Below are 21,022 nucleotides of genomic sequence, written 5' to 3'. Positions count from 1 at the left end.
ATTGCCGGGCTTGCATAGAGCGTATGCGAGGCGTCCGCCGCCGGCTCGTAGAAATCGTCGAAGCTCGACGTCGTGACGCGCGCCTCGTGATCGAGCGCGGTCAGCAGGCCGTCGTCACCAGTGCCGATCCGGATGCGCTGGCGGGTCTGCGGTCGATGGCCGACCGGGCCGTACATCTGGCTCCGCCGCAGCACCAGCTTGACCGGACGTCCGACCAGCTTCGCCGCCATGATGCCGAGCACCTGCGGCCCGGAGACCAGGCCCTTGGAGCCGAAGCCGCCGCCGAGGAACGGGCTGTTGATGTGGATATTGCCGGGCGGAATGCCGAACAGGCCGCCGATCCGCATCTGCGCCATCGCCATGCCCTGGCTCGGCGTGTCGAGGAACAGGCGATCGCCGTCCCACACCGCGACGATCGCGTGGGGCTCCATCGCGTTGTGATACTGCGCGGGTGTCTCGTAGGTTGCGTCGATCCGCTTCGATGCCGCGGCAAGGCCCGCGTCGATATCGCCGTGGCGGACCTCGGCGGGATTGCCGATGCCGACCACCGGAGGCGTATAGGCTTCGCCGGCGTCGAGGCCGACGCGCGCGATCTCGACCTGATAGCGCGGCGACAGTAGCGCCGCGCCTTCGGTGGCGGCCTCCAGCGTCTCGGCGATCACGACCGCGATCGCCTGGTTGGCGTAGCGCACCTCGTCGCTCTGCAAGAGCTCCATGCGGAAGGCGAACGGATTGCCCTTGGCGTCGGGGTCTTCGGCAAGCTCCGGCTTGTGCGCCGGCGTCATCACGTCGAGGACGCCGGGGTGGCGCCTGGCGGCAGTGACGTCGAGCGCGGTGACGCGGCCGCGCGCGATGCAGCTGGTCGCGATCACGGCATAGACCATGCCGGGCGGATGATTGTCCGCGGCATAGCGCGCCTTGCCGGTGACCTTCAGGGTACCGTCGGTGCGGGTCAGCGGCTGGCCGATATTCGAGCCGTGCCTGACATGGGCGGGGTCGCGGGTGAGATTGAGTTCAGCCGTCATGCGTTACGCTCCTGCAACGGATGAGAAGGGAGAGCCCGGCAGCGCGGGAATGCGATCCGGCGTGCCTGCGGCAGCAAGTGTGAGCGCGCGCACGACGATGCGCTGCGCGAGCTCGATCTTGAAAGCGTTGTCGCCGGACGGTTTTGCGCCCGCGAGCGCGGCGCGCGCCGCCTCGCGATAGCTAGCCGCATCCGGCGCGGCGCCCGCGAGCACCTCCTCGGCCTCGCGCGCCCGCCACGGCTTTGCCGCGACGCCGCCGAGCGCAAGCCGCGCCTCGCGGATTTTTCCATCCTCGATGCGCAAGCCGGCCGCAGCCGAGACCACGGCGAACGCATAGGACGTGCGCTCGCGCACCTTGATGTAGCGCGCATGCCCGGAGAAGCCTTGCGCTTCGGCCGGCAGCCGCAGCGCGACGATCAGGTCGCCGCGCTCCAGCGCGGTCTCGCGCTCCGGCGTCTCGCCCGGCAGACGGTGCAGCGCCTCGAGCGGCAGCTCGCGCCGGCCGGTCTTGCCCTCGATCTCGACGACGGCGTCGAACGCGACCAGCGGCACGCAGAAATCCGACGGATGGGTCGCGATGCAGCCCTCGCTCCAGCCAAGCACCGCGTGCAGGCGGTTCTCGCCCTTCAGCGCGTCGCAGCCGGCGCCCGGCCAGCGCCGGTTGCAGGCGCTGCCGGCGTCGTAGAAATAGGCACACCGTGTTCGCTGCATCAGATTGCCGCCGACGGTCGCGGCATTGCGCAGCTGGGCGGACGCGCCCGACAGCAACGCCTCGGCGACCGCCGGATAGTTGCGCGCAAACTCCGCGTCATGCGCGAGATCGGCATTGCGCACCAGCGCGCCGATTTGCAGGCCGCCGTCAGCCAGATGCTCGATGCGGTCGAGCCCCGGCAGACGCGTGACGTCGACTAGAAGGCTCGGCCGGCTGACGCCGCCCTTCATCAGGTCGAGCAGATTGGTGCCGGAGGCGAGATAGCTCGCGCCCTTTTCGGATGCCGCCGCGATCGCGTCCGCGACGCTGGCCGGCCTGACATAGTCGAAGTTCATCATGCGGAGCGCCTCTGCCTGGTCGCGTTGATGCCGGCCTGCGCCTCGAGCACGGCCTCGGTGATTCCTTGATAGGCCCCGCAGCGGCACAGATTGCCGCTCATGCATTCGCGCACGCGCTCCGGATCGTCGCCGGCCTGGCCTTCCTGGATCAGGCCGATGCCGCTCATGATCTGGCCTGGCGTGCAGAATCCGCACTGGAAGCCGTCATGGGCGATGAAGGCGGCCTGCACCGGATGCAGCTGGTCGCCGCGCGCGACGCCTTCGATGGTTGTGATCTCGGCGCCGTCATGGCTGACGGCGAGCGCGAGGCAGGAATTGATGCGGCGGCCGTCGACCAGGACGGTGCACGCGCCGCACTGGCCGCGGTCGCATCCCTTCTTGGTACCGGTGAGATCGAGGCGCTCGCGCAACAGGTCGAGCAGGGTAACGCGGGGGTCGTCGAGGGCAATTTCCCGGCGGACACCGTTGATGGTGAGGCTGAGTGGGAGATTCATGCAGGGCTCCGATCCGTGTATGGTCGGGTTGAATCGAGGCAACGGAAACCTGTGGCCGCCGATGCAGGATCGGCGCGCCTTGTCAGGTCCGGTGCTGGTCGCCATATACGGAGGCATCCTCCGTTTACAAGGGAGGGTGAAAAGAAAAAGCCAATGAAAAAACTAGTGGCCGGTCGATCACCAGAAATTGCACGCAAGCCGCGCGCCGACGCCGTGCGCAACCGCGAGCGCGTGCTGGAAGCGGCCAAGGTCGTATTCTCGGCCGGCGGCAGCGAGGCGAGCCTCGAGGCGGTGGCGCGCCACGCCGGCGTCGGCATCGGCACGCTCTATCGCCACTTTCCGACCCGCGAGGCGCTCTATGAGGCGGTCTATCGCCGCGAGGTCGAGCAGCTCGGCGATCTGGCCGAGCAACTGCAATGCGCGCCCGAGCCGGTCGAGGCGCTGCGGCGCTGGCTGCGCGCCAATGTCGAATTCGTCGCCACCAAGAAGGGCATGGTCGCGGCACTGGCGCTGGTCGCGCACGGCTCGACCGAATTGCACGCCTATTCGTTCGACCGCCTGACCAAGGCGATCGGCACCCTGCTGGCGCGCGCGGTCGCGGCCGGCGCGATCCGCAACGACATCAGCGCCGAGGACGTGCTGCGGGCGCTGATCGGCATGTGCTACATGCACGACCAGCCCGGCTGGCAGACCACCGCGCTGCGGCTGTTGGATGTGTTCGTGGACGGTTTGCGGGTGCAGCCGGCAGTCACGATGACGAAGTCGGAGAGGCCAAAGCCGGCGCGGCAGAAAGCCAAGCCGGCGCGCTGACCCGGCGAGACCTGTTCAGGCCGCCATGTTGAAGAGAATGCCGAGCGGCAGCCGGGGTCCTGCCGGATTGACATGAAGCACCGCATCGATGGTGCGCGCGGCGGGCGATGACGGCTTCATCCAGTCAAGATGACCCGCAAGCCAGGATCGCGGCTCCGCAGCCAGCACGATCGCCGATCCCCAGCTATCCAGTGGATTGTCGCGAGCCAGCGCCCGTTCGCGGCCGGGAATGGTTACGCCGGCAGCGCCCATCAGATGATGCAGCACCGCCTTGGCAAGCAGGTCGTCGAAACGTCCGTCATCGACCCGTTCGCTCCCGACCGCGTCGATCGCGAACAAGCGCGTCGGCTTCGGCGCGAGTGACCGAATTTCCGGCGCGACCGGCGACACAGAGGATGCGCGCACATAGCGCGGCGTCGGCGGCGTCGATCGTTCGCGAGAAATGCGCCCGGCCGGCCATCGTGGGTCCCTCGCCCGCAATGATGTCGCAACACACCAGCGCGAGCGCCGCGGCGCTGCGCGCCGCAGCGTCGGACGTTGACCTTGCGATTTCGGCAACAAGATCTTCCGCGCCGCGAGGCGCATGCGGAGACAGCTCAAACTGACGGGCACGCATCGATCGCTCTGCTGTTGATTGGCGCCCGCCCAACCGCGGCGGCGGCCACCGCTCAAGGACGTCCGGTGCGTGGCCGCAGCCACCGCATGATGATTTCATACGGTGTCCGCCGGCTGCTGCGCGGCAGGTCGTGCCGCTGCAGCGCCGCCCTTGCAAAGGCGGCCGCCTGCTCGCTGGACTGCCGTTTTTCGCGCGCCAGCAACATCCATTCGCGGATCACGGCGCGTCGCACCTTGGACATGGCGATTTCCCTTCGCGATAAGCCGCGTTCTGCGCGTCACGCGGCCAGCTGCAGCGGATGGGCTTGCGACCGCCGCGCCGACAGCGCGCAGCCGCATTGATGCACGATGCCCTGCTCGACGACGAAGCCGCGTCGCTCCAGCGACGCCCGCAGGCTTTGGTTGGCCGAGGCTTTCTGCGCATCGACCCACACCACCAGCACCGCGCGGGCGCTGAGGAAATTCGTCAACCAGTCCAACGCCGGCGAGAGTGCGAGAAGCGTGCGGCGCCGCCAATCGACCAGCGCGACGTCTTACTGACCGGCCGGGCGGCCGCAATTGCCCGACGCCGCCGCGCGCTCATAGCCGCGCCGCTGCAGTTCCAACATCAACTCCATGCTCCTCGTGCCGGCCACGACAATGCGCTGTTGCGTCGAGCAACCGGCAAGCGCGATCATCGGCTCGATGATCCGGTCGCCGGTAGCAATCTGAAAAGACATGACATCACCTGTTCCCGTTCGCTCACACGCGTCCGGCCGAGCCTTGGCGGCCTGGCGTCCGCGGCAGCGCTTGCATTCGGCTCAATATCTTCTGGGGGGATATGAATTCGAGAGCGCCTCAGGCTCCGCGGCATATGAGCCGCATAAGCCCGCGGCCGGGTGCGATGGCGGCGGTAGGTGGCAACGCGTGAGCTGAACTCAGAGGCCGCGCTAGTGTGCTAAAGTGCACAGACGATCAGATTGCCATTCGGTTAGATCGTCGCATTGCCAAGCCTGGTACATACATATCTGTTCATATTCGCGATTCAGCCCGGCCATCGTGCCGGGCTTTTTCATTGGGCCATCGCGCGTATAACGAAAAACCCCGCGCTGAGGCGGGGCTTTCGCTATCATCGCGGATTGGTCCGCGTTCCGCTGTTGTTGCCGGGCAGGTTCGACGTCCCGGTCCCGGTCGCGGAATTGTTGTTCGGGTCGGTCCAGTAGTTCGGCGTCGAGGTGCCCGGGTTGTTCATGTTGCCGGTGGTGCTGCCGGGTGGATTGCTCATTCCCGAGCCCTGGCCCATGCCGGTGGTGCCTCCGGTACCGGTTCCCGTACCCGAACCGCCCGGCCCCGCGCTCGCGCCGCCCGCCGAACCGCCAGCGGCGCCGCCGCCCCCGCCACCCTGCGCGAAGGCGAACGAAGTCGACAGCATCACCGCCGCTGCGAGACCGATCGTTGCCAGTTTCTTCATGCGAAATCCTTTCCTGGTTCGGACCGGAGCAACGTGTTCCGCAAGGCGGGCGTTCCTAAGCCATCGCCGCAGGATGGAGCGGCCTTCCGCGCGGCGCGAGGAACTCGAACTGGCTGGCCTTGTTAGGCCGGAGAACGAACGCTCCGGAGATGCTCCCCGCATGAAGACACTTCAGATGCAGCACGAGATCACGGCCGAGCTGGAAAGACGATCCGGTGTCACAGGCCTGAAACTGATCCGGCTCAAGGGCTACACGCCGAGCTGGGATCTTGGCGGCACGCGCGAGACCGCGCTGGATGAGGCAAAGGAAAGAGAGCTTCGCGCCACCGTGACGGCAATGCAGGACGAGTTCGACATCGCCTAGGACCGTTGCACGAGCAAGTTGCACCGGACAAGCCGCGCCTGAATGATCATGACCGCACTTGGTGGCGTCGAGCCAACCGGGCGCGCAATAATATGTCGTCCCGCGACATATTTGACGCCAAGGTCATGCTTGACGCTTCCCAAACGGCGATAACGACACGCGAATTCCGGCCATTGAACGAACGTCGAATGGGAGGCCCGACGTTTCCATTCGCGCGCCGTCCTCAACAATGATTATGCTGGCAAAAAACAGGTAGACGCGAAGGCCAACTCCGCGATCTGCCGATTGGCCATGGCGAGGAAAACGCGCGTTCGCGCTCGAGCTTTCGAGGACGACTCCCGACATCCGGGAAAAGATGCGCCTGCCGTTCATTTGGACTCCGGAAATGAACGAGAGCATCTCATCTCCGTTTATCCGCTACCCGATCGGCACCTCACTGCTGATGGCCGGCCTCCTGTTCGTCGGAATGGTCGCCTATCCGCTGTTGCCGGTCGCACCGCTGCCGCAAGTCGACTTTCCGACCATCCAGATCTCCGCAAGCTTGCCCGGCGCCAGCCCGGAAACCATGGCGTCCTCCGTCGCGCAGCCGCTGGAGCGGCAATTCGCGCAGATTCCGGGCATCGCTCAAATGACCTCGACGAGCTCGCTCGGCTCGACCGCGGTCACCATTCAGTTCGATCTGAACCGCAGCATCGACGGAGCCGCCAATGATGTCCAGGCGGCGATCAATGCCGCGGGCGGTCAGTTGCCCAAGAACCTGCCGACGCCCCCGATCTACCGCAAGGTCAACCCGGCGGACTCGCCCATCCTCATATTGTCGGCGACCTCAGACACCCTGCCGCTGATCAAGGTGAGCGATGCGGTCGACGCCCAGCTCGGGCAGCAGATCAGCCAGATTTCGGGCGTCGCCCAGGTATTCATCGGCGGACAGCAGAAGCCCGCGATCCGCGTGCAGGTCGATCCCGCCAAGCTGGTCGCCAAGGGGCTCTCGCTGGAAGATATCCGCAGCCAGATCGCCATTACGACGGTCGATGGTCCGAAGGGCAACATCGACGGCGCGACGCGCGCCTACACGATCTACGCCAACGATCAACTGGTGGAGGCCAAGGACTGGAATGACGTCATCATCGCCTACCGCAACGGCGGCCCGTTGCGGATTCGCGACATCGGTCGGGCGGTCGCGGCGCCGGAGGACATGAAGCAGGCCGCCTGGGCGGATGGCCAACGCGGCGTGTTCCTCGTCATCTTCAAGCAACCCGGTGCCAACATCATCGGAACGGTCGACCGGATCAAGGAGCAACTTCCGAGACTCATGGCCGCCATCTCGCCCGCCATCAAGATCAAGATCATCAGCGACCGGACATTGACCATCCGCGCCGCCGTCGAGGACGTGCAGATCACGCTGCTGATCACCATCGTCCTGGTCGTCATGGTGATCTTCCTGTTCCTGCGCAGCTTCTGGGCCACGGTGATCCCGGCCGTGACAGTGCCGCTCGCGCTGCTCGGCGCCTGCGCACTGATGTGGGTGTTCGGCTATACGCTCGACAATCTTTCGCTGATGGCACTGACCATTGCGGTCGGCTTCGTGGTCGACGACGCCATCGTCATGCTGGAAAACATCACGCGATACGTCGAGCAGGGTGCCCGGCCGCTCGCCGCGGCGTTCCAGGGCGCCGGCGAGATCGGATTCACGATCCTGTCGATCAGCATTTCATTGGTCGCGGTGCTGATCCCGCTGCTCCTGATGGGCGGCGTCATCGGCCGGCTGTTTCGCGAGTTTGCGGTGACCCTGGCGATGGCGATTTTCGTCTCCCTGGTGGTGTCGCTGACGCTGACGCCGATGATGGCATCGCGCTTTCTGCGCGCGCACGGCGAAACCAGGCACGGCCGGCTCTACCAATGGAGCGAAGCGGCATTCGACAGGATGCTGAATGGCTATCAACGGGGCCTCGATCTGGCGCTCCGCTGGAGCCGGACCACGCTATGCATCTTCTTCGCCACGCTGGCACTGTCGGTCTACCTGTTCGTGATCATTCCCAAGGGATTCTTCCCGCAGCAGGACAACGGATTCCTGATCGCCGTGTCGCAGATGGCCCAGGACATCTCGTTTGCCGACATGAAGCGGCATCAGGAAGAACTCAGCAGCATCGTCCGGGCTGATCCCGCGGTCGAGAGCATGGCCGAGTTCATCGGCGGCGGCGGCACCGCGCTCAATTCGGGTCGCATGTACATCACGCTGAAGCCGCGCGAGGAGCGCGACGCGAGCGCGCAGCAGATCATCGAACGGTTGCGGCCGAAGCTCGAGGCCGTCGAGGGAGCACGCCTGTACATGCAGGCCTCCCAGGACGTCCGGCTCGGCGGCCGCGCCACGCGGACCCAATTCGAATACACGCTGCAAGACGCGAAGCTCGACGAGCTGAACGAATGGGCGCCGAAGATTCTGGCCAGGATGAAGACTTTGCCCGAATTGCGCGACGTCGCCACTGACCAGCAGACCGAGGGAACGACGCTGACGCTGACCATCGATCGCGACACCGCGTCGCGCTTCGGCATCCAGCCGCAACTGATCGACGACACCCTGTACGACGCGTTCGGCCAGCGCCAGGTGACCCAATACTTCACCCAGCTCAACAGCTACCACGTCATCCTGGAGATCCTCCCCGAATTGCAGGGCAAGCTCGACACGCTCAACAAGATCTACATCAAGTCGCCGACGACGGGGGACGAGGTGCCGCTCTCCGTGTTCTGCAAGTGGACCACGATTCCGGTGCGCCCGCTCGCGATCGCGCACCAGGGGCAGTTTCCTGCGACCACGATCAGTTTCAACCTCGCGCAAGGAGTGGCGCTCGGCCAGGCCACCGATGCGATCCAGAGTGCCGTCGCCGATCTCGGTGCTCCAGCCACGCTCAGCTCGAGCTTCCAGGGCACCGCGCAGGCCTTCCAGCAATCATTGAGCTCGGTGCCGCTGCTGATCCTGGCCGCGCTGGTCGTGGTCTATCTGATCCTCGGCATACTCTATGAGAGCTACATCCATCCGCTGACGATCCTTTCGACGCTGCCGTCGGCCGGAGTCGGCGCGCTGGCGATCCTGATGGCGTTCGGGTTCGATTTCAGCCTGATCGCGCTGATCGGCATCATCCTCTTGATCGGAATCGTGAAGAAGAACGGCATTATGATGGTCGACTTCGCGATCGCCGCCGAACGCGAGGAGCATCTGTCGCCGCGTGAATCGATCCGGAAAGCGGCCCTGCTGCGCTTCCGCCCGATCATGATGACGACGATGGCGGCCTTGCTCGGCGGTCTCCCGCTGATGCTGGGCACCGGAACCGGATCGGAAATCCGCCAGCCACTCGGCTATGCGATGGTCGGTGGCCTGATCGTGAGCCAGGCGCTCACGCTGTTCACCACGCCGGTCGTCTATCTCTACCTCGACCGATTCTCGAATGCGCTGTCGAACTGGACGGCAACGAAGCGAGACGACGATGTCGAACCGCCCGTGAAGAACGCCGCCGAATAGGAGCTCGCGTGCGACGATGAGGTCTAACCGAACCTGACATCGTAGCGCTTGATCGACAGCTCCCTGGTGTCGATCTCGGGCTGCTTGCCCGAAAGCATGTCCGCCAGCACCCGGCCGGAGCCGCAAGCCATGGTCCAGCCCAGCGTGCCGTGGCCGGTGTTGAGGTGCAGATTGGCAAAGCGCGTCGCGCCGATCACCGGCGGGCCGTCCGGCGTCATCGGACGCAGCCCGCACCAGAAGGTGGCCCTGGGAAGGTCGCCGCCGCGCGGAAACAGGTCGGTCAGCGAATGATCCAGCGTCGCGCGTCGTGCGGCGTAGAGCTTGGTCGAATAGCCCGAGATCTCCGCGGTGCCGCCGACCCGGATGCGATCGCCGAGCCGGGTGATCGCGACCTTGTAGCTCTCGTCCATCACGGTCGATTCCGGCGCGCCGGACGCGTCCTTGATCGGCACGGTGATCGAATAGCCCTTGACCGGATAGACCGGCAGCGAGATGCCGAGCGGCCGCAGCAGGATCGGCGAATAGCTGCCGAGCGCCAGCACATAGGCGTCCGCCGTCATCATCCCGGCGCTGGTCGCGACGCCGGTGATCCGCGCCGTGTCCGCATTCAGGGCGTCGATGCCGACATTGAAGTTGAAGCGCACGCCGAGCTTCTCGGCTTCCAGCGCCAGGGCCTGCGTGAACATATGGCAGTCGCCGGTCTCGTCATGCGGCAGCCGCAGCCCGCCGGCGAACTTTTCCTTCACGCCGGCCAGCGCGGGCTCGGCGGCGATGCAGCCCTCGCGGCCGAGCACCTCGAACGGCACGCCGTATTGCTTCAGCACCGCGATGTCGTCGCCGGTGTGATCGAGCTGGGCCTGCTCGCGAAACAGCTGCAGCGTGCCGCGCGCACGCTCGTCATAGCGGATGCCGATCTCGCTACGCAGCGCCTGCAGGCAGTCGCGGCTGTATTCCGCGATCGGGATCATCCGGCTCTTGTTCACCGCGTAGCGCGCCGTGGTGCAGTTGCGCAGCATCTTCAAGAGCCAGAACCACATCACGGGATCGAGCTTGGGGCGGATCACCAGCGGGCCGTGCTTCATCAACAGCCACTTCACCGCCTTGACGGGCACGCCGGGGCCGGCCCAGGGCGATGAGTATCCGGGCGACACTTCGCCGGCATTGGCAAAGGAGGTTTCCAGCGCGGGCTTCGGCTGACGGTCGATCACCGTCACCTCGTGGCCGGCGCGCGCAAGGTAATAGGCAGAGGTGACGCCGATCACGCCACTGCCGAGAACAAGGACCTTCACTTTTCCTCACATCCTGCAGCGAAAACGCAATCGCCGCTGCGAAACCACTCTGCTCCGCAACGGCGACAGCAATTTGTAGAGCTAGCTAATATCTAGCTAGCAATTATCAGGCCACGCGCTTGATGGAGTCGCCGAGGATCGAGACGATGTCGTCGATATGCGACTTCTCGACGATCAGGGGCGGCGACAATGCCAGCGAGTCGCCGCTCATGCGGAAGTATAGGCCGCGGTTGAAGCAGTCGACCATGATGTCGTAGCCGCGCGCGCCGACGGCGCCATCGCGCGGCGCGACTTCGACCGCGCCCATCAGGCCCTGGTTGCGGATGTCGACCACGTTCGGAAGGCCCTTCAGCGAATGCAGGGCATCGCGCCAGTAGTCGGCGAGCGAGGTGCCGCGGGTCAGCAGAGCTTCGTCCTTGTAGATGTCGAGCGTGGCAAGACCCGCCGCGCAGGCCACCGGATGCGCCGAATAGGTGTAGCCGTGGAACAGCTCCATGGCGTTGTCCGGGCCAACCATCAGCCCGTCGTGGATCTGGCGGCTGGTGAACACCGCGCCGCACGGCACGGTGCCGTTGGTGATGCCCTTCGCAGTCGTCATCATGTCGGGCGTCACGCCGTAGAAGTTGGCGGCGAACGGGGTGCCGAGGCGGCCGAAGCCGGTGATGACCTCGTCGAAGATCAGCAGGATGCCGTGCTTGGTGCAGAGCTCGCGCAGGCGCTGCAGATAGCCCTTCGGCGCCGGCAGCACCGCGGTCGAGCCCGGCACGGGCTCGACGATCACCGCCGCGATGGTGTCGGCGCCATGCAGCGCCACCATCCGCTCGACATCGTCGGCGAGCTCGGCGCCGTGCTCCGGCTGATCCTTGGCGAAGGCGTTGCGGGCGAGATCATGGGTATGACGGATGTGGTCGACGCCGGGCAGATGGGTGGCGAACTGGCGGCGGTTGGCGACCATGCCGCCGACCGACATGCCGCCGAAGCCGACGCCGTGATAGCCGCGCTCGCGGCCGATCAGACGGGTGCGGGTCGGCTGGCCGGCGGCGCGGTGATAGGCCAGCGCGATCTTCAGCGCGGTATCGACCGATTCAGAGCCCGAATTGGTGAAGAAGACGCGATCCAGCCCCTTCGGGGCGATCTCGGCGAGCCGCTCGGCGAAATCGAACGCCAGCGGGTGGCCCATGTTGAACGAGGGTGCGAAGTCCAGCGTCGACAACTGCCGCTCGACCGCGGCCGCGATCTGCGGGCGGCCGTGGCCGGCGTTGACGCACCACAGACCGGCGGAGCCGTCGATCACCTGCCGGCCGTCGACCGAGGTGTAGTACATGCCCTTAGCGGAGGAGAACAGCCGCGGCGCCTTTTTGAACTGCCGGTTGGCCGTGAATGGCATCCAGAACGAGTCGGTCTTGATGGTGTTCGGAATCTGATGAACGGTCACGGCGGCGCTCCATTGCTGACTGATGCTAGTCGGACCACTCTTCCAGGCACTCAACAAGTCCTTTTCTGCCGCACCGCAAGCCATTGATCTTATTGAGGCGCTCTGCCAAGATTTGTTCGATCCGCAACACCTGCAACAGGGACTTGTCATGAGCGTCGACATCGGCGGTCGGCTTCGATTCATCCGCGCGCGGCACAAGCTGTCGCAGCGCGAGCTCGCCAAGCGCTCCGGCGTGACCAATTCGACGATTTCGCTGATCGAATCCAACCAGATGAACCCGTCGGTCGGCGCCCTCAAGCGCATCCTCGACGGAATTCCGATGGGACTCGCCGAATTCTTCGCGATCGAGCCGGAGCGGCCGCGCAAGGCGTTCTATCGCGCCGACGAGCTGACCGAGATCGGCAAGAAGCCGATCTCCTACCTGCAGATCGGCGACAGTCTGTTCGGCCGGGCGTTGCAGATCCTGAAAGAGCGCTACGAGCCCGGCAGCGACACCGGCCGGGTGCCGCTGGTGCATGAGGGCGAGGAAGGCGGCATCGTGGTCTCGGGCCGGCTCGAGGTCACGGTCGACGATGAGCGCCGGGTGCTCAACGCCGGCGACGCCTATTACTTCGAAAGCCGCCGCCCGCACCGCTTCCGCTGCATCGGCGCCAAGCCGTGCGAGGTGATCTCGGCCTGCACGCCGCCGACATTTTGAACCCGGCGCGCGCGGCAGGCGACGTCCGACCGGCCGAAACCGGCGTGTGCTAGGATGCGTATCTGCTCGTATCCGAGATGGAGCCGCGCATGCACGCGATCGCCTTCATTGCCGCCATTCTGTTCGCCCTCGCCTCGCCGGCCGCGGCCGGCGACGTCGGCGCCGCGCAGGCCGTGATCCGCGCGCAGGAGCAGGCGTTCGGCCGCGACGACGCCGCGGCGGCCTATTCCCATGCCGCGCCCGCGATCCGGCAAATCTTTCCGCAAGCCGACATCTTCATGTCGATGGTGCAGAACCAATACGCGCCGGTCTATCGACACAGAAGCTTCGAGTTCGGCGAGGCGCGCAGCGACGGCGACCGGATCGCGCAGCGCGTCCATATCGTCGACGCCAATGGCGAGGCGTGGGAGGCGCTCTACACGTTGGAGCGGCAAGCCGACGGCAGCCTGAAGATCACCGGCTGCTCATTGCTCAAGGCCGGCCAGTCGGTGTGATCGAGAATTACGCCAGCGCCACCCGCTGCCGCGCCCGCATCATGAGCAGCACGATGATGCTGACATTGAGCAGATTCCACGCGAGGCCGTTGGCGAAGGCGGCGGCATAGGAGCCGGCGGCGTCGAAGATCACGCCGGAGATCCAGCCGCCAAAGGACATGCCGAACACCGAGGCGAAAATCACGATGCCGATCCGCGTCGCGGCCTCCGACGCCGGCATCGCCTCACGCACGATGATCGCGTAGCTCGGCACGATGCCGCCCTGGAACAGGCCGAACATCGCCGAGATGATGTAGAGCGAGGTCAGGCTGTCGAAGAACAGATAGAACAATAGCGCCGCGCCTTGTGCGATCGAGCCGATCAAGAGGGTGCGGATGCCGCCGATCCGGTCGGCCAGGAAGCCGGAGCCGATCCGGCTGATGATGCCGAAGCCGAGCATCAGCGACAGCATCTCGGCGCCGCGCGCCACGCCGTAGCCGAGATCGCCGCAATAGGCGACGATATGGACCTGCGGCATCGACATCGCCACGCAGCAGGAAATCGACGCGAGCGACAGGATCGCGGTCAGCGCGTTGGTGGAAAGCTTGAGGTCGACCCGCGGCGGTGCCGCGTTGACATGGCTGCGCCTGGTTGCCGCGCCCATCAACACGCGCAGCACCATGAGTGCGAGCAGCATCGCGATCGCGGTGAAGATGCCGATCGCAATATGGGTGGTGCGCCAGCCGACACTCTGCATGCCGAAATTGACCAGCGGCGGCCACACCGTACCGCCGACGTAATTGCCGCTCGCGGCGATCGCGACCGCGAGACCACGGTAGCGCTCGAACCAGTGCGACGCCTCCGCCATCAACGGGCCGAAGGTCGCGGCCGACGACAGGCCGATGGCAAAATGCAGCACGATGAAGGCCCAGATCGACGGCGCGTAGCCGGCGCCGACATAGCCGAGGCCGAGGATGCCGATCCCGGCGCCGATCGCCGCGACGATGCCGTAGCGGTCGCTGATCTTCCCGGTCACGACCTGGCCGAGGCCGAATCCGAGCATCACCATGGTAAAGGCGAGCGCGGCCGTCCCGCGGGTCGCGCCGAAGTCGGTCTGCACCACCGGCAGCGCCACCACCACCGACCACATGCCGACGCTGCCGAGCGAGCCGATCACCACGGCCACGACAAGGCGCAGCCATGCCCGGCGCGAGTCGGGAATGAACGTAGCGACTTCAGGGGAAAATTCAGAAGAAATTACCACGGCAGGCGGAACTTCGTCGGCATTTGCCTCCGGGTCAAGCCACATTGCCGAGAGATTAGGCATGCGCGAACAACGGGGCGCGTCCCGCGACAGGAAAATGAACCGGATCAATTGCCGAAATCGGGATCCTGCGACCGGAACGGGCCGCACTTCGCGTGCTTTGCGAACCGCTGGTCGAAATCGACGGTGCCGCCGGTGACCGGAATGCGGGTCGGCGGCAGGCCCCGAAGGTATTGATCGACGGTCACGGTCTTCTGGTCGGTGCTCAGCGTGACACGCACCGGCTCAAGCGGCTTGCCCTTGTTCACGTCGGTCAGATCGAGCGTGTAGTAGCCGATGACGGATTGTCCGCCCCGCATATGGCGATCGACCGAGAGCGGCAGATAGACCTCCATCCGGACACCCTCGCCGTCGCAGGTGATCATGCGGATCATCACCGCCTCGTCGCCGGGCGGCTTGGCGGCCGCGGCTGTCGCAAGGCAAATGGAGCAAACGGAAATGGCTGCGACAAGGCTGCGTCGCACCAACGCGTATCCGCCACGCATTGCAATGCTGCGAAGCATCGGTTCTGACATCCGGCATGCCTGACCAAGACATTCAATTTGCGTTTGGTCGGACGCCGGGCCCGGCAAGTTCATCCTCCGCCGCGGTTCCCGGCAAACCCGGGAATACCGGCAGTCGAACGGTGATCCATGTTGACGAAGAAACTGCTACAATGCGAACCGGTTCACACTGGCGGCCCGCCATCCGGACCTATCATGCAAGCCGGATGGCGCGCAGTTCGCAAGGTTGCAGTTCGCAAGGTTAAAGGATCGAAGCGCACACCGTCGGAGGGTCATCATGCGTTCGTCGTCAGCAGAGTGGTTACCCGTTGCATCAGCGCCCTCGGACCGCGAGCTTGAGGTCTGTGTCCTCGATTATGATGGCATGGTCCACGCGCTCATGTTCCCGTGCCACCGCGACGGCGCCGAATGGGTCGACCATGCCGGCAGCAAGCACCTCGACATCCAGCCGACGCATTGGCGCAGATGGACGCAGTCGGCCAACTAGCGCCGCTGTGATCGGGCGAGGCGACCGACGCCGACCTCGCGCCGGTCCGCATCTTGAGCTAGGCTGGTGATGTGGGTTCAGGGTGAGCCAGGAGGCTCGTCATGCAATCACACGTGGTCCCTTTCGAAAATCGCTGGACCAACGGCAAGCATGCCTGGGAGTGGCATTGCGAGCTCGAGCGGCTGGGCGTGCCGACGGTCCGGACGATGTATTGCGAGCATGAGACGCACCATCGCAACAAGTCGGCGGTGGTGTTCGACATCCCCGCGGGCTTTGTCCACGACTGGCTGGCCTTCCACGACCGGCGCGCCGCCCGGCAGCAATTGCTGTGGCGCGCCAGCGTCATCACGCTCGGCATCATCGCCGCGTCGGGCGTCGTGCTCGGCGCGCTCAGATAGAGACGCGAAGCCCGGTGGCGTCATCTGCGGCCGTCCTTCGAGACGCTCGCCTTCGGCGGGCTCCTCAGTGATGCCGTGTTTTGCGGCAAAATCCTGGTCTGGCCCCTCATGATAAGGAGCGCCGCTTGCGGCGCGTCTCGAACCACGAGGCCGTATCACCCCTGCTCTCAGCCGCGAATCCCCCTGCCCGGCGCCCGCGACGACCCGTGCGGTCGCGCGAAACCCACTTATTAACCCTTTGCTAACCATACACCCGGCAAGAATTGCCGAGTGAAGTCGAGTGTCGTCGAACGCGTCTAACGGGCGGAGATCCCCGTGAACGCCAGCGCGGTGCCTCACTTTCGGAACGGCGGCCCTGCGGCCGTCGCGCAGACGCTTGGCGGCCGCAGCCGCCAGTCGCGGGGGAGAGCGGCTACCATGGTCGACGTCACGGCAGGTCAGGGCACGGCAGGCAAGAGCGGATTGCCGAGCCTCGGCGAGATCGGCGACATCTTGAAGCGCGGCGATATCGCGCTGGCGATCGGCGTCCTCACCATCCTGGTGGTGCTGATCCTGCCGCTGCCCTCGATCGTGCTCGACCTCTTCCTTGCGGTCTCGATCACGGTCTCGATCCTGATCCTGATGACCTCGCTGTTCATCCAGGCGCCGCTGGAATTCTCGTCGTTTCCGACCATCCTGCTGATCTCGACCATGCTGCGGTTGTCGCTGAACATGGCCTCGACCCGGCTGATCCTGAGCCACGGCCATGAGGGCACGGCGGCCGCCGGCCACGTCATCGAGGCGTTCGGCAACTTCGTGATGGGCGGCAACTTCGTGATCGGCATCATCGTGTTCGCGATCCTTGTGATCGTGAACTTCGTGGTCATCACCAAGGGTTCGGGCCGCATCGCCGAAGTCGCGGCGCGCTTCCAGCTGGACTCGATGCCCGGCAAGCAGATGGCGATCGATGCCGACCTCTCCGCCGGCCTGATCGACGAGAAGGCCGCCAAGGAGCGCCGCAAGGCGCTGGAAGACGAGAGCGGCTTCTTCGGCGCCATGGACGGTGCCTCGAAATTCGTCCGCGGCGACGCCATCGCCGGCCTCCTGATCGTTGGCATCAACATCGTCGGCGGCATCATCATCGGCGTCGCCCAGCAGGGCCTCTCCTTCAGCGAAGCCGCCCGCACCTACACCGTGCTGACGGTCGGCGACGGCCTCGTCACCCAGGTGCCCGCGCTGATCGTCTCGACCGCCGCGGGCCTCCTCGTCTCCAAGGCCGGCATCACCGGCGCCGCCGACAAGGCGCTGATGCGCCAGCTCTCCGGCTATCCGCAGGCGCTCGGCATGTCGGCCGGCGTGATGCTGGTGCTGGCGCTGTTGCCGGGCATTCCGACGCTGCCGTTCCTGGCGCTGGGCTCGGGCGCCGCGGTGCTGGCCTGGAACGCACGCAAGCAGAAGCGGGCTGCGAAGGCGGCCGAAACGGCGGCAGCCGCTGCCCCGGCTGCTGCCGCGGCCGCCGGCGCTGCAGCCGCGGAGGAGCCGATCGCCGCCGCGCTGAAGATCGACGACCTCAAGATCGAGCTCGGCTACGCGCTGCTGCCGCTGGTCAACGGCCCCGACGGCACCGACCGCCTGACCGAGCAGATCAAGGCGCTGCGCCGCTCGCTCGCCATCGAGATGGGTTTCGTTATGCCGGCGGTGCGCATCCTCGACAACGTCCAGCTCGAAGCCAACAGCTACGTCATCAAGATCAAGGAAGTCGACGCCGGCACCGGCAAGATCTGGCCGAGCCAGTTCATGGTCATGGACCCCGCCGGCAACCAGGTGCAACTGCCCGGCATCCACACCATCGAGCCGACCTTCGGCCTGCCGGCGACCTGGGTCGACGCCGGCCTGAAGGAAGAGGCCGCGCTGAAGGGCTACACCGTGGTCGACGCCGCCACGGTGCTGTCGACGCATCTGACCGAGCTGCTCAAGACCAACATGGCGGACCTGTTGTCCTACGGCGAGGTGCAGAAGCTCTTGAAGGACCTGCCGAAGGAGCAAGGCGAGCTGATCAAGGACATCGTGCCGGGCCAGGTCACGGTGTCGGGCATCCAGCGCGTGCTGCAATTGCTGCTCGCCGAGCGCATCTCGATCCGCGATCTCTCGACCATCCTCGAAGGCATCGCCGACGCGCTGGCGTTCTCGCGCAATCCGGCCACCATGGTCGAGCACGTCCGCGCCCGGCTGGCGCGCCAGATCTGCGCGCAAAACACCTCGCCGAACGGCTATTTGCCGCTGATCGCGCTGTCGGCGCGCTGGGAGCAGGCGTTTGCGGAGTCGATCGTAGGCACCGGCGACGACCGCAGCCTGGCGATGCAGCCCTCGAAACTGTCGGAATTCATGACCGCGGTGCGCAACGCCTTCGAGCAGGCGGCGCGCGAGGGCGAGGCGCCGGTCTTGGTGACGTCGACCGCGATCCGGCCGTTCGTTCGCTCACTGGTGGAACGGTTCCGCTCGCAGACCACCGTCCTGTCGCAGGCCGAGATCCATCCCCGCGCCCGGCTGAAGACGGTCGGCAGCGTTTAGGGCCTCTTGTTCGGAAGCGTTTTCTTCCCGGTTGCCGGGCATCCACTTCGCGCGAAATCGCGCTAGCGGCCGCAAATCATTTGCGTTTTCGTCTATGTTTTCTCGCCACAGGCAACTGATTTATGTGGAACGGTCCGGAATGGACCTATCTGGGATGCAGCATTCCAGCGCGAGATCAAGATACTGATATTCAACAGCTTTAATGCGTCGCAGATTACCAAAAGGTCATTTTTGATCGCGCCCGATCACGTCTCATCACGGCCTTGTGATGGCCTCTAGGGAACGGAATCGGCAAATCCTACGTTAGCGGGGCACGAGACGTTGAACCGGACAATAGACCGAACCGACAGATTTACTTAGAGCAGGAAGGCGGCAGGAGACTTCCATGAACCACTCGATCTACAGCGCCGATCGTATGACGCATCTGAAGATTGTGGTTGTGGCGTTGTTCGCCGGTATCCTGGTCGCAGGCTTCGGTATTGCGGCACATAATTCGTCGGATGATGGATACACGCAGACGGCGCGGGTCATGAAGGCCGGCAAGCCGGTTGCGGTCACAAGCTCCAGCAACTCGCTGGTCCGCTAACAGGAGAATTTCACGAATTCACGTAGTGTTCTTTACAGCCCCCCAAAGTCGCTGCGTGGATATTTAAGACCCCCAACTACCCCCAAGTTGACTATCGAAAACGCCCGCTCCCCACGGGCGTTTTCTTTTTTTTGCGCTACGCGTCAGCGTCGTTTGAGCGAACAAATCGGTAGGCCTAATCGGCGCGAACTCTCCAATTCGTCATGCCCGGGCTTGTCCCGGCCATGACGAGATGTGCATCGGCCGAGAACGACGAAGGCCAAGGCTTTTTACCGCGGCGTCGAACCCGACGCGCCCGGCACGGTCTCGATCAGCTTGCCGGTGAAGATCGGGGCCGAGGTCGGTTGGCCGTTCGGCGAACCGCCGGCCTGCTCGACGGTCACCGCGTAGGTGGCGCCGTTGATCACGTCGGGATCATAGCCCGACAGCACCGGGCGCGCGGTAAATTCATCAGCGCCGATCACGCCGAGCGAGCGCGGCTGCGGCAGCTTGTCGGAGATCAGCCAGAGCTCGAAACTCCTGCCCGGCTCTGACGCGGCGCCGACCTTGCGGACGGTAAAATTCCTGGTCGCGCCATCGATCGTCAGGATGAAGGCCGGCCCGCCATTCTGCCCCTGCAACAGCGCGACATATTGTGCCGATGGAGTGAACGCCGGCGCCGGCGTCTTCACTTCGACGGTCTGGATGCGCGGCTTTGGCCTGATCGCGTTCGGCAAGGCGTCGGGCTTGTAGATCTGCAGGCCGAGCGTCGCCAGCAGGGCGGCCGCGATCGCGGTCGCGGCCGACGCGATGCCACGCCAGCGCTTCACGCGGTTGGTCAGCGCGGTCACGTTGCGTTCGTCGAAGATGACCCGTGGCTGTCGGGCCTCGGGCAACCGCCGGACCTCGGATGGCGGCTGCGGCTCGTCCGGATCGAACGCCGAGCCGAACTCAGGATCGTCCGTGATTGGCGAAGGCGGCGGCGCCGCCGTCGCGGCCGGCGTCTCGGGCAGCACCAGCGGCGCCTGCGGCGCGCTCGCGTGGCCGATCGCCAGCTTGATGCTGTCCCAGACCACCGGACGCGGCTCGACCAGGCCGACCATCTGGTTCAGCGGCCCGAGCCTGAACTGCCAAGCCTGCACCAGCGCGGCGAACTCGCTGTCGACGGCCATCATGGTCTCGACCTGCGCGCGCTCCTCGGCATCGAGCGTACCGAGCGCATATTCCGCGGCGAGCGCGATATGGTCTTCGCTATAGGCCATCAATCAGAGTCCAAGACACTCCCGGATATCCATCAGGCTGCGGCGCAGCCAGGTCTTCACCGTGTTCACCGGTGTCTCGAACTTTGCGGCGAGCTGCTCGCGGCTCCAGCCGTTGTAATAGGCGAGCAGCACGAGCTTCTGACGATCGGGCTCCAGACGACCGACGCACTCCAGCAACCGCTTCAACTCTTCCGTCATTTCCCGTCGCGCCAGCGGATCGGGCGAGTCGGCGGCGACCTCCATCGCGGCCGGCTCGTCTTCCAGCGATGCCTCGCCGCGCTTGCGCACCACGTCGATGGCGCGGTTGCGCGCGATCGACGTCATCCACGTGATCGGGGAAGACAGGGCTGGGTTGAACTGCCCGGCGCTGTTCCAGATCTTGACGTAAGCCTCCTGGAGGACCTCCTCGGCGAGATCCTGTCGCCGCAAGATACGGAGCACGACGCCGAAGAGTTTCGCGCGGGTCGCGGCATACAGCCGCTCAAAGGCGGCCTCATCGCCCTTGGCGACGGCGGCGATCAGCCAGACCAGCTCAGCCGGCGTCAGCACTTTGCGCCCTCCAAGCCTCGATCCCCCATCGCGTCATTGCCACCGTGCCGCCGATCGTCCCGTCCGGACCGGTGGTAGCATATTTTGGGACACCACGATCCGCCAAATGGCCGACAGGCCGCCGGCTTGTGGACAGCGCCCAGCAAAAAGCCCGGGCGATCGGCC

The 21,022-nt window shown here is 65.5% G+C and carries 23 protein-coding genes; 9 read left to right on the top strand and 14 right to left on the bottom strand.

Features of this window, described 5'->3' with window-relative positions; genetic code table 11:
- The 3 genes from E2I15_RS00550 to E2I15_RS00540 all read right to left on the bottom strand — a co-directional run.
- Positions 1-1,025: xanthine dehydrogenase family protein molybdopterin-binding subunit (locus tag E2I15_RS00550; protein WP_155262146.1), on the bottom strand; the 1,025-nt coding region annotated here is incomplete at its 3' end.
- A gap of 3 nt (positions 1,026-1,028) precedes the next feature.
- Entirely contained in the window at positions 1,029-2,075 is a 1,047-nt protein-coding gene (locus tag E2I15_RS00545) for an FAD binding domain-containing protein (RefSeq protein ID WP_137483903.1), read from the bottom strand.
- Positions 2,072-2,569, bottom strand: a complete 498-nt coding sequence (locus E2I15_RS00540; RefSeq protein WP_137483904.1) for a (2Fe-2S)-binding protein — start codon at positions 2,567-2,569, stop codon at positions 2,072-2,074. The genes E2I15_RS00545 and E2I15_RS00540 overlap by 4 nt, the downstream gene beginning before the upstream one ends.
- Before the next feature lie 153 nt (positions 2,570-2,722).
- Here E2I15_RS00540 and E2I15_RS00535 point away from each other — a divergent pair, with 153 nt between their 5' ends.
- Positions 2,723-3,379 (top strand): TetR/AcrR family transcriptional regulator, encoded by a 657-nt coding sequence (locus tag E2I15_RS00535; RefSeq protein WP_137483905.1) that lies wholly within the window; start codon positions 2,723-2,725, stop codon positions 3,377-3,379.
- A gap of 15 nt (positions 3,380-3,394) precedes the next feature.
- Here the strand turns inward: E2I15_RS00535 and E2I15_RS38560 are convergent, their stop codons facing one another.
- From E2I15_RS38560 to E2I15_RS00510, 5 genes are all read right to left on the bottom strand, one after another.
- The gene (locus E2I15_RS38560; RefSeq protein WP_196238876.1) at positions 3,395-4,078 is read right to left on the bottom strand and encodes a hypothetical protein; all 684 of its coding nucleotides are present in this window, start codon (positions 4,076-4,078) and stop codon (positions 3,395-3,397) included.
- Positions 4,048-4,236 carry a hypothetical protein gene (locus E2I15_RS00525; RefSeq protein ID WP_137483907.1) on the bottom strand — a complete coding sequence of 63 codons (189 nt, stop codon included), beginning with the start codon at positions 4,234-4,236 and terminating at the stop codon, positions 4,048-4,050. The genes E2I15_RS38560 and E2I15_RS00525 overlap by 31 nt, the downstream gene beginning before the upstream one ends.
- Positions 4,237-4,272: 36 nt before the next feature.
- Positions 4,273-4,464: a hypothetical protein gene (locus E2I15_RS00520; RefSeq protein ID WP_137483908.1), complete on the bottom strand. Its 192-nt coding sequence runs from the start codon at positions 4,462-4,464 to the stop codon at positions 4,273-4,275.
- Positions 4,465-4,527: 63 nt separating this feature from the next.
- Positions 4,528-4,713 (bottom strand): hypothetical protein, encoded by a 186-nt coding sequence (locus E2I15_RS00515; RefSeq protein ID WP_137483909.1) that lies wholly within the window; start codon positions 4,711-4,713, stop codon positions 4,528-4,530.
- 389 nt (positions 4,714-5,102) lie between these two features.
- Complete coding sequence (locus tag E2I15_RS00510; RefSeq protein ID WP_137483910.1) at positions 5,103-5,444, bottom strand: hypothetical protein; 342 nt, start codon at positions 5,442-5,444, stop codon at positions 5,103-5,105.
- Positions 5,445-5,604: 160 nt separating this feature from the next.
- Between E2I15_RS00510 and E2I15_RS00505 the strand changes: the two genes are divergently transcribed.
- Both E2I15_RS00505 and E2I15_RS00500 read left to right on the top strand, forming a co-directional pair.
- A complete protein-coding gene (locus E2I15_RS00505; protein WP_038382835.1) occupies positions 5,605-5,808 on the top strand; it encodes a hypothetical protein in 204 nt (67 codons plus the stop codon).
- A 385-nt stretch (positions 5,809-6,193) separates the two neighbouring features.
- Positions 6,194-9,325 (top strand): multidrug efflux RND transporter permease subunit, encoded by a 3,132-nt coding sequence (locus tag E2I15_RS00500; protein WP_137483911.1) that lies wholly within the window; start codon positions 6,194-6,196, stop codon positions 9,323-9,325.
- 23 nt (positions 9,326-9,348) lie between these two features.
- Here the strand turns inward: E2I15_RS00500 and E2I15_RS00495 are convergent, their stop codons facing one another.
- The gene (locus E2I15_RS00495; protein WP_137483912.1) at positions 9,349-10,614 is read right to left on the bottom strand and encodes a D-amino acid dehydrogenase; all 1,266 of its coding nucleotides are present in this window, start codon (positions 10,612-10,614) and stop codon (positions 9,349-9,351) included.
- Positions 10,615-10,720: 106 nt separating this feature from the next.
- Positions 10,721-12,049: an omega-aminotransferase AptA gene (gene aptA / locus E2I15_RS00490; protein WP_137483913.1), complete on the bottom strand. Its 1,329-nt coding sequence runs from the start codon at positions 12,047-12,049 to the stop codon at positions 10,721-10,723.
- A gap of 148 nt (positions 12,050-12,197) precedes the next feature.
- On the opposite strand from aptA, the gene E2I15_RS00485 reads away from it, so the two are divergent.
- The gene (locus E2I15_RS00485) at positions 12,198-12,746 is read left to right on the top strand and encodes a cupin domain-containing protein (protein ID WP_018273259.1); all 549 of its coding nucleotides are present in this window, start codon (positions 12,198-12,200) and stop codon (positions 12,744-12,746) included.
- 89 nt (positions 12,747-12,835) lie between these two features.
- Positions 12,836-13,240, top strand: coding sequence for a DUF4864 domain-containing protein (locus E2I15_RS00480; protein WP_246668467.1), 405 nt, complete (start codon positions 12,836-12,838; stop codon positions 13,238-13,240).
- Positions 13,241-13,247: 7 nt separating this feature from the next.
- Here E2I15_RS00480 and E2I15_RS00475 read toward each other — a convergent pair whose 3' ends face one another.
- Both E2I15_RS00475 and E2I15_RS00470 read right to left on the bottom strand, forming a co-directional pair.
- The gene (locus E2I15_RS00475) at positions 13,248-14,405 is read right to left on the bottom strand and encodes an MFS transporter (protein WP_422109895.1); all 1,158 of its coding nucleotides are present in this window, start codon (positions 14,403-14,405) and stop codon (positions 13,248-13,250) included.
- A 185-nt stretch (positions 14,406-14,590) separates the two neighbouring features.
- Positions 14,591-15,007: a hypothetical protein gene (locus E2I15_RS00470; protein ID WP_246668468.1), complete on the bottom strand. Its 417-nt coding sequence runs from the start codon at positions 15,005-15,007 to the stop codon at positions 14,591-14,593.
- Positions 15,008-15,410: 403 nt separating this feature from the next.
- On the opposite strand from E2I15_RS00470, the gene E2I15_RS39495 reads away from it, so the two are divergent.
- The 4 genes from E2I15_RS39495 to E2I15_RS00455 all read left to right on the top strand — a co-directional run bounded on the left by E2I15_RS39495 (position 15,411) and on the right by E2I15_RS00455 (position 19,067).
- Positions 15,411-15,533, top strand: a complete 123-nt coding sequence (locus E2I15_RS39495; RefSeq protein WP_276487561.1) for a hypothetical protein — start codon at positions 15,411-15,413, stop codon at positions 15,531-15,533.
- A 101-nt stretch (positions 15,534-15,634) separates the two neighbouring features.
- Entirely contained in the window at positions 15,635-15,931 is a 297-nt protein-coding gene (locus tag E2I15_RS00465) for a hypothetical protein (RefSeq protein ID WP_137483917.1), read from the top strand.
- A 417-nt stretch (positions 15,932-16,348) separates the two neighbouring features.
- Positions 16,349-18,481, top strand: a complete 2,133-nt coding sequence (flhA, locus tag E2I15_RS00460) for a flagellar biosynthesis protein FlhA (RefSeq protein ID WP_155262144.1) — start codon at positions 16,349-16,351, stop codon at positions 18,479-18,481.
- A 385-nt stretch (positions 18,482-18,866) separates the two neighbouring features.
- Entirely contained in the window at positions 18,867-19,067 is a 201-nt protein-coding gene (locus tag E2I15_RS00455) for a hypothetical protein (RefSeq protein ID WP_137483919.1), read from the top strand.
- Between the two features lie 269 nt (positions 19,068-19,336).
- Here E2I15_RS00455 and E2I15_RS00450 read toward each other — a convergent pair whose 3' ends face one another.
- Together E2I15_RS00450 and E2I15_RS00445 are read right to left on the bottom strand one after the other, a co-directional pair.
- Complete coding sequence (locus E2I15_RS00450; protein WP_137483920.1) at positions 19,337-20,308, bottom strand: anti-sigma factor; 972 nt, start codon at positions 20,306-20,308, stop codon at positions 19,337-19,339.
- Between the two features lie 3 nt (positions 20,309-20,311).
- Positions 20,312-20,857, bottom strand: a complete 546-nt coding sequence (locus E2I15_RS00445; RefSeq protein WP_038382814.1) for a sigma-70 family RNA polymerase sigma factor — start codon at positions 20,855-20,857, stop codon at positions 20,312-20,314.
- Positions 20,858-21,022: the final 165 nt, after the last annotated feature.

The sequence above is a fragment of the Bradyrhizobium sp. BR2003 genome (assembly GCF_009720285.1).
Lineage (GTDB): Bacteria > Pseudomonadota > Alphaproteobacteria > Rhizobiales > Xanthobacteraceae > Bradyrhizobium > Bradyrhizobium elkanii.
Note: the sequence above shows the minus strand (reverse complement) of the source record. Positions and strands in the feature narration are given on the sequence as shown.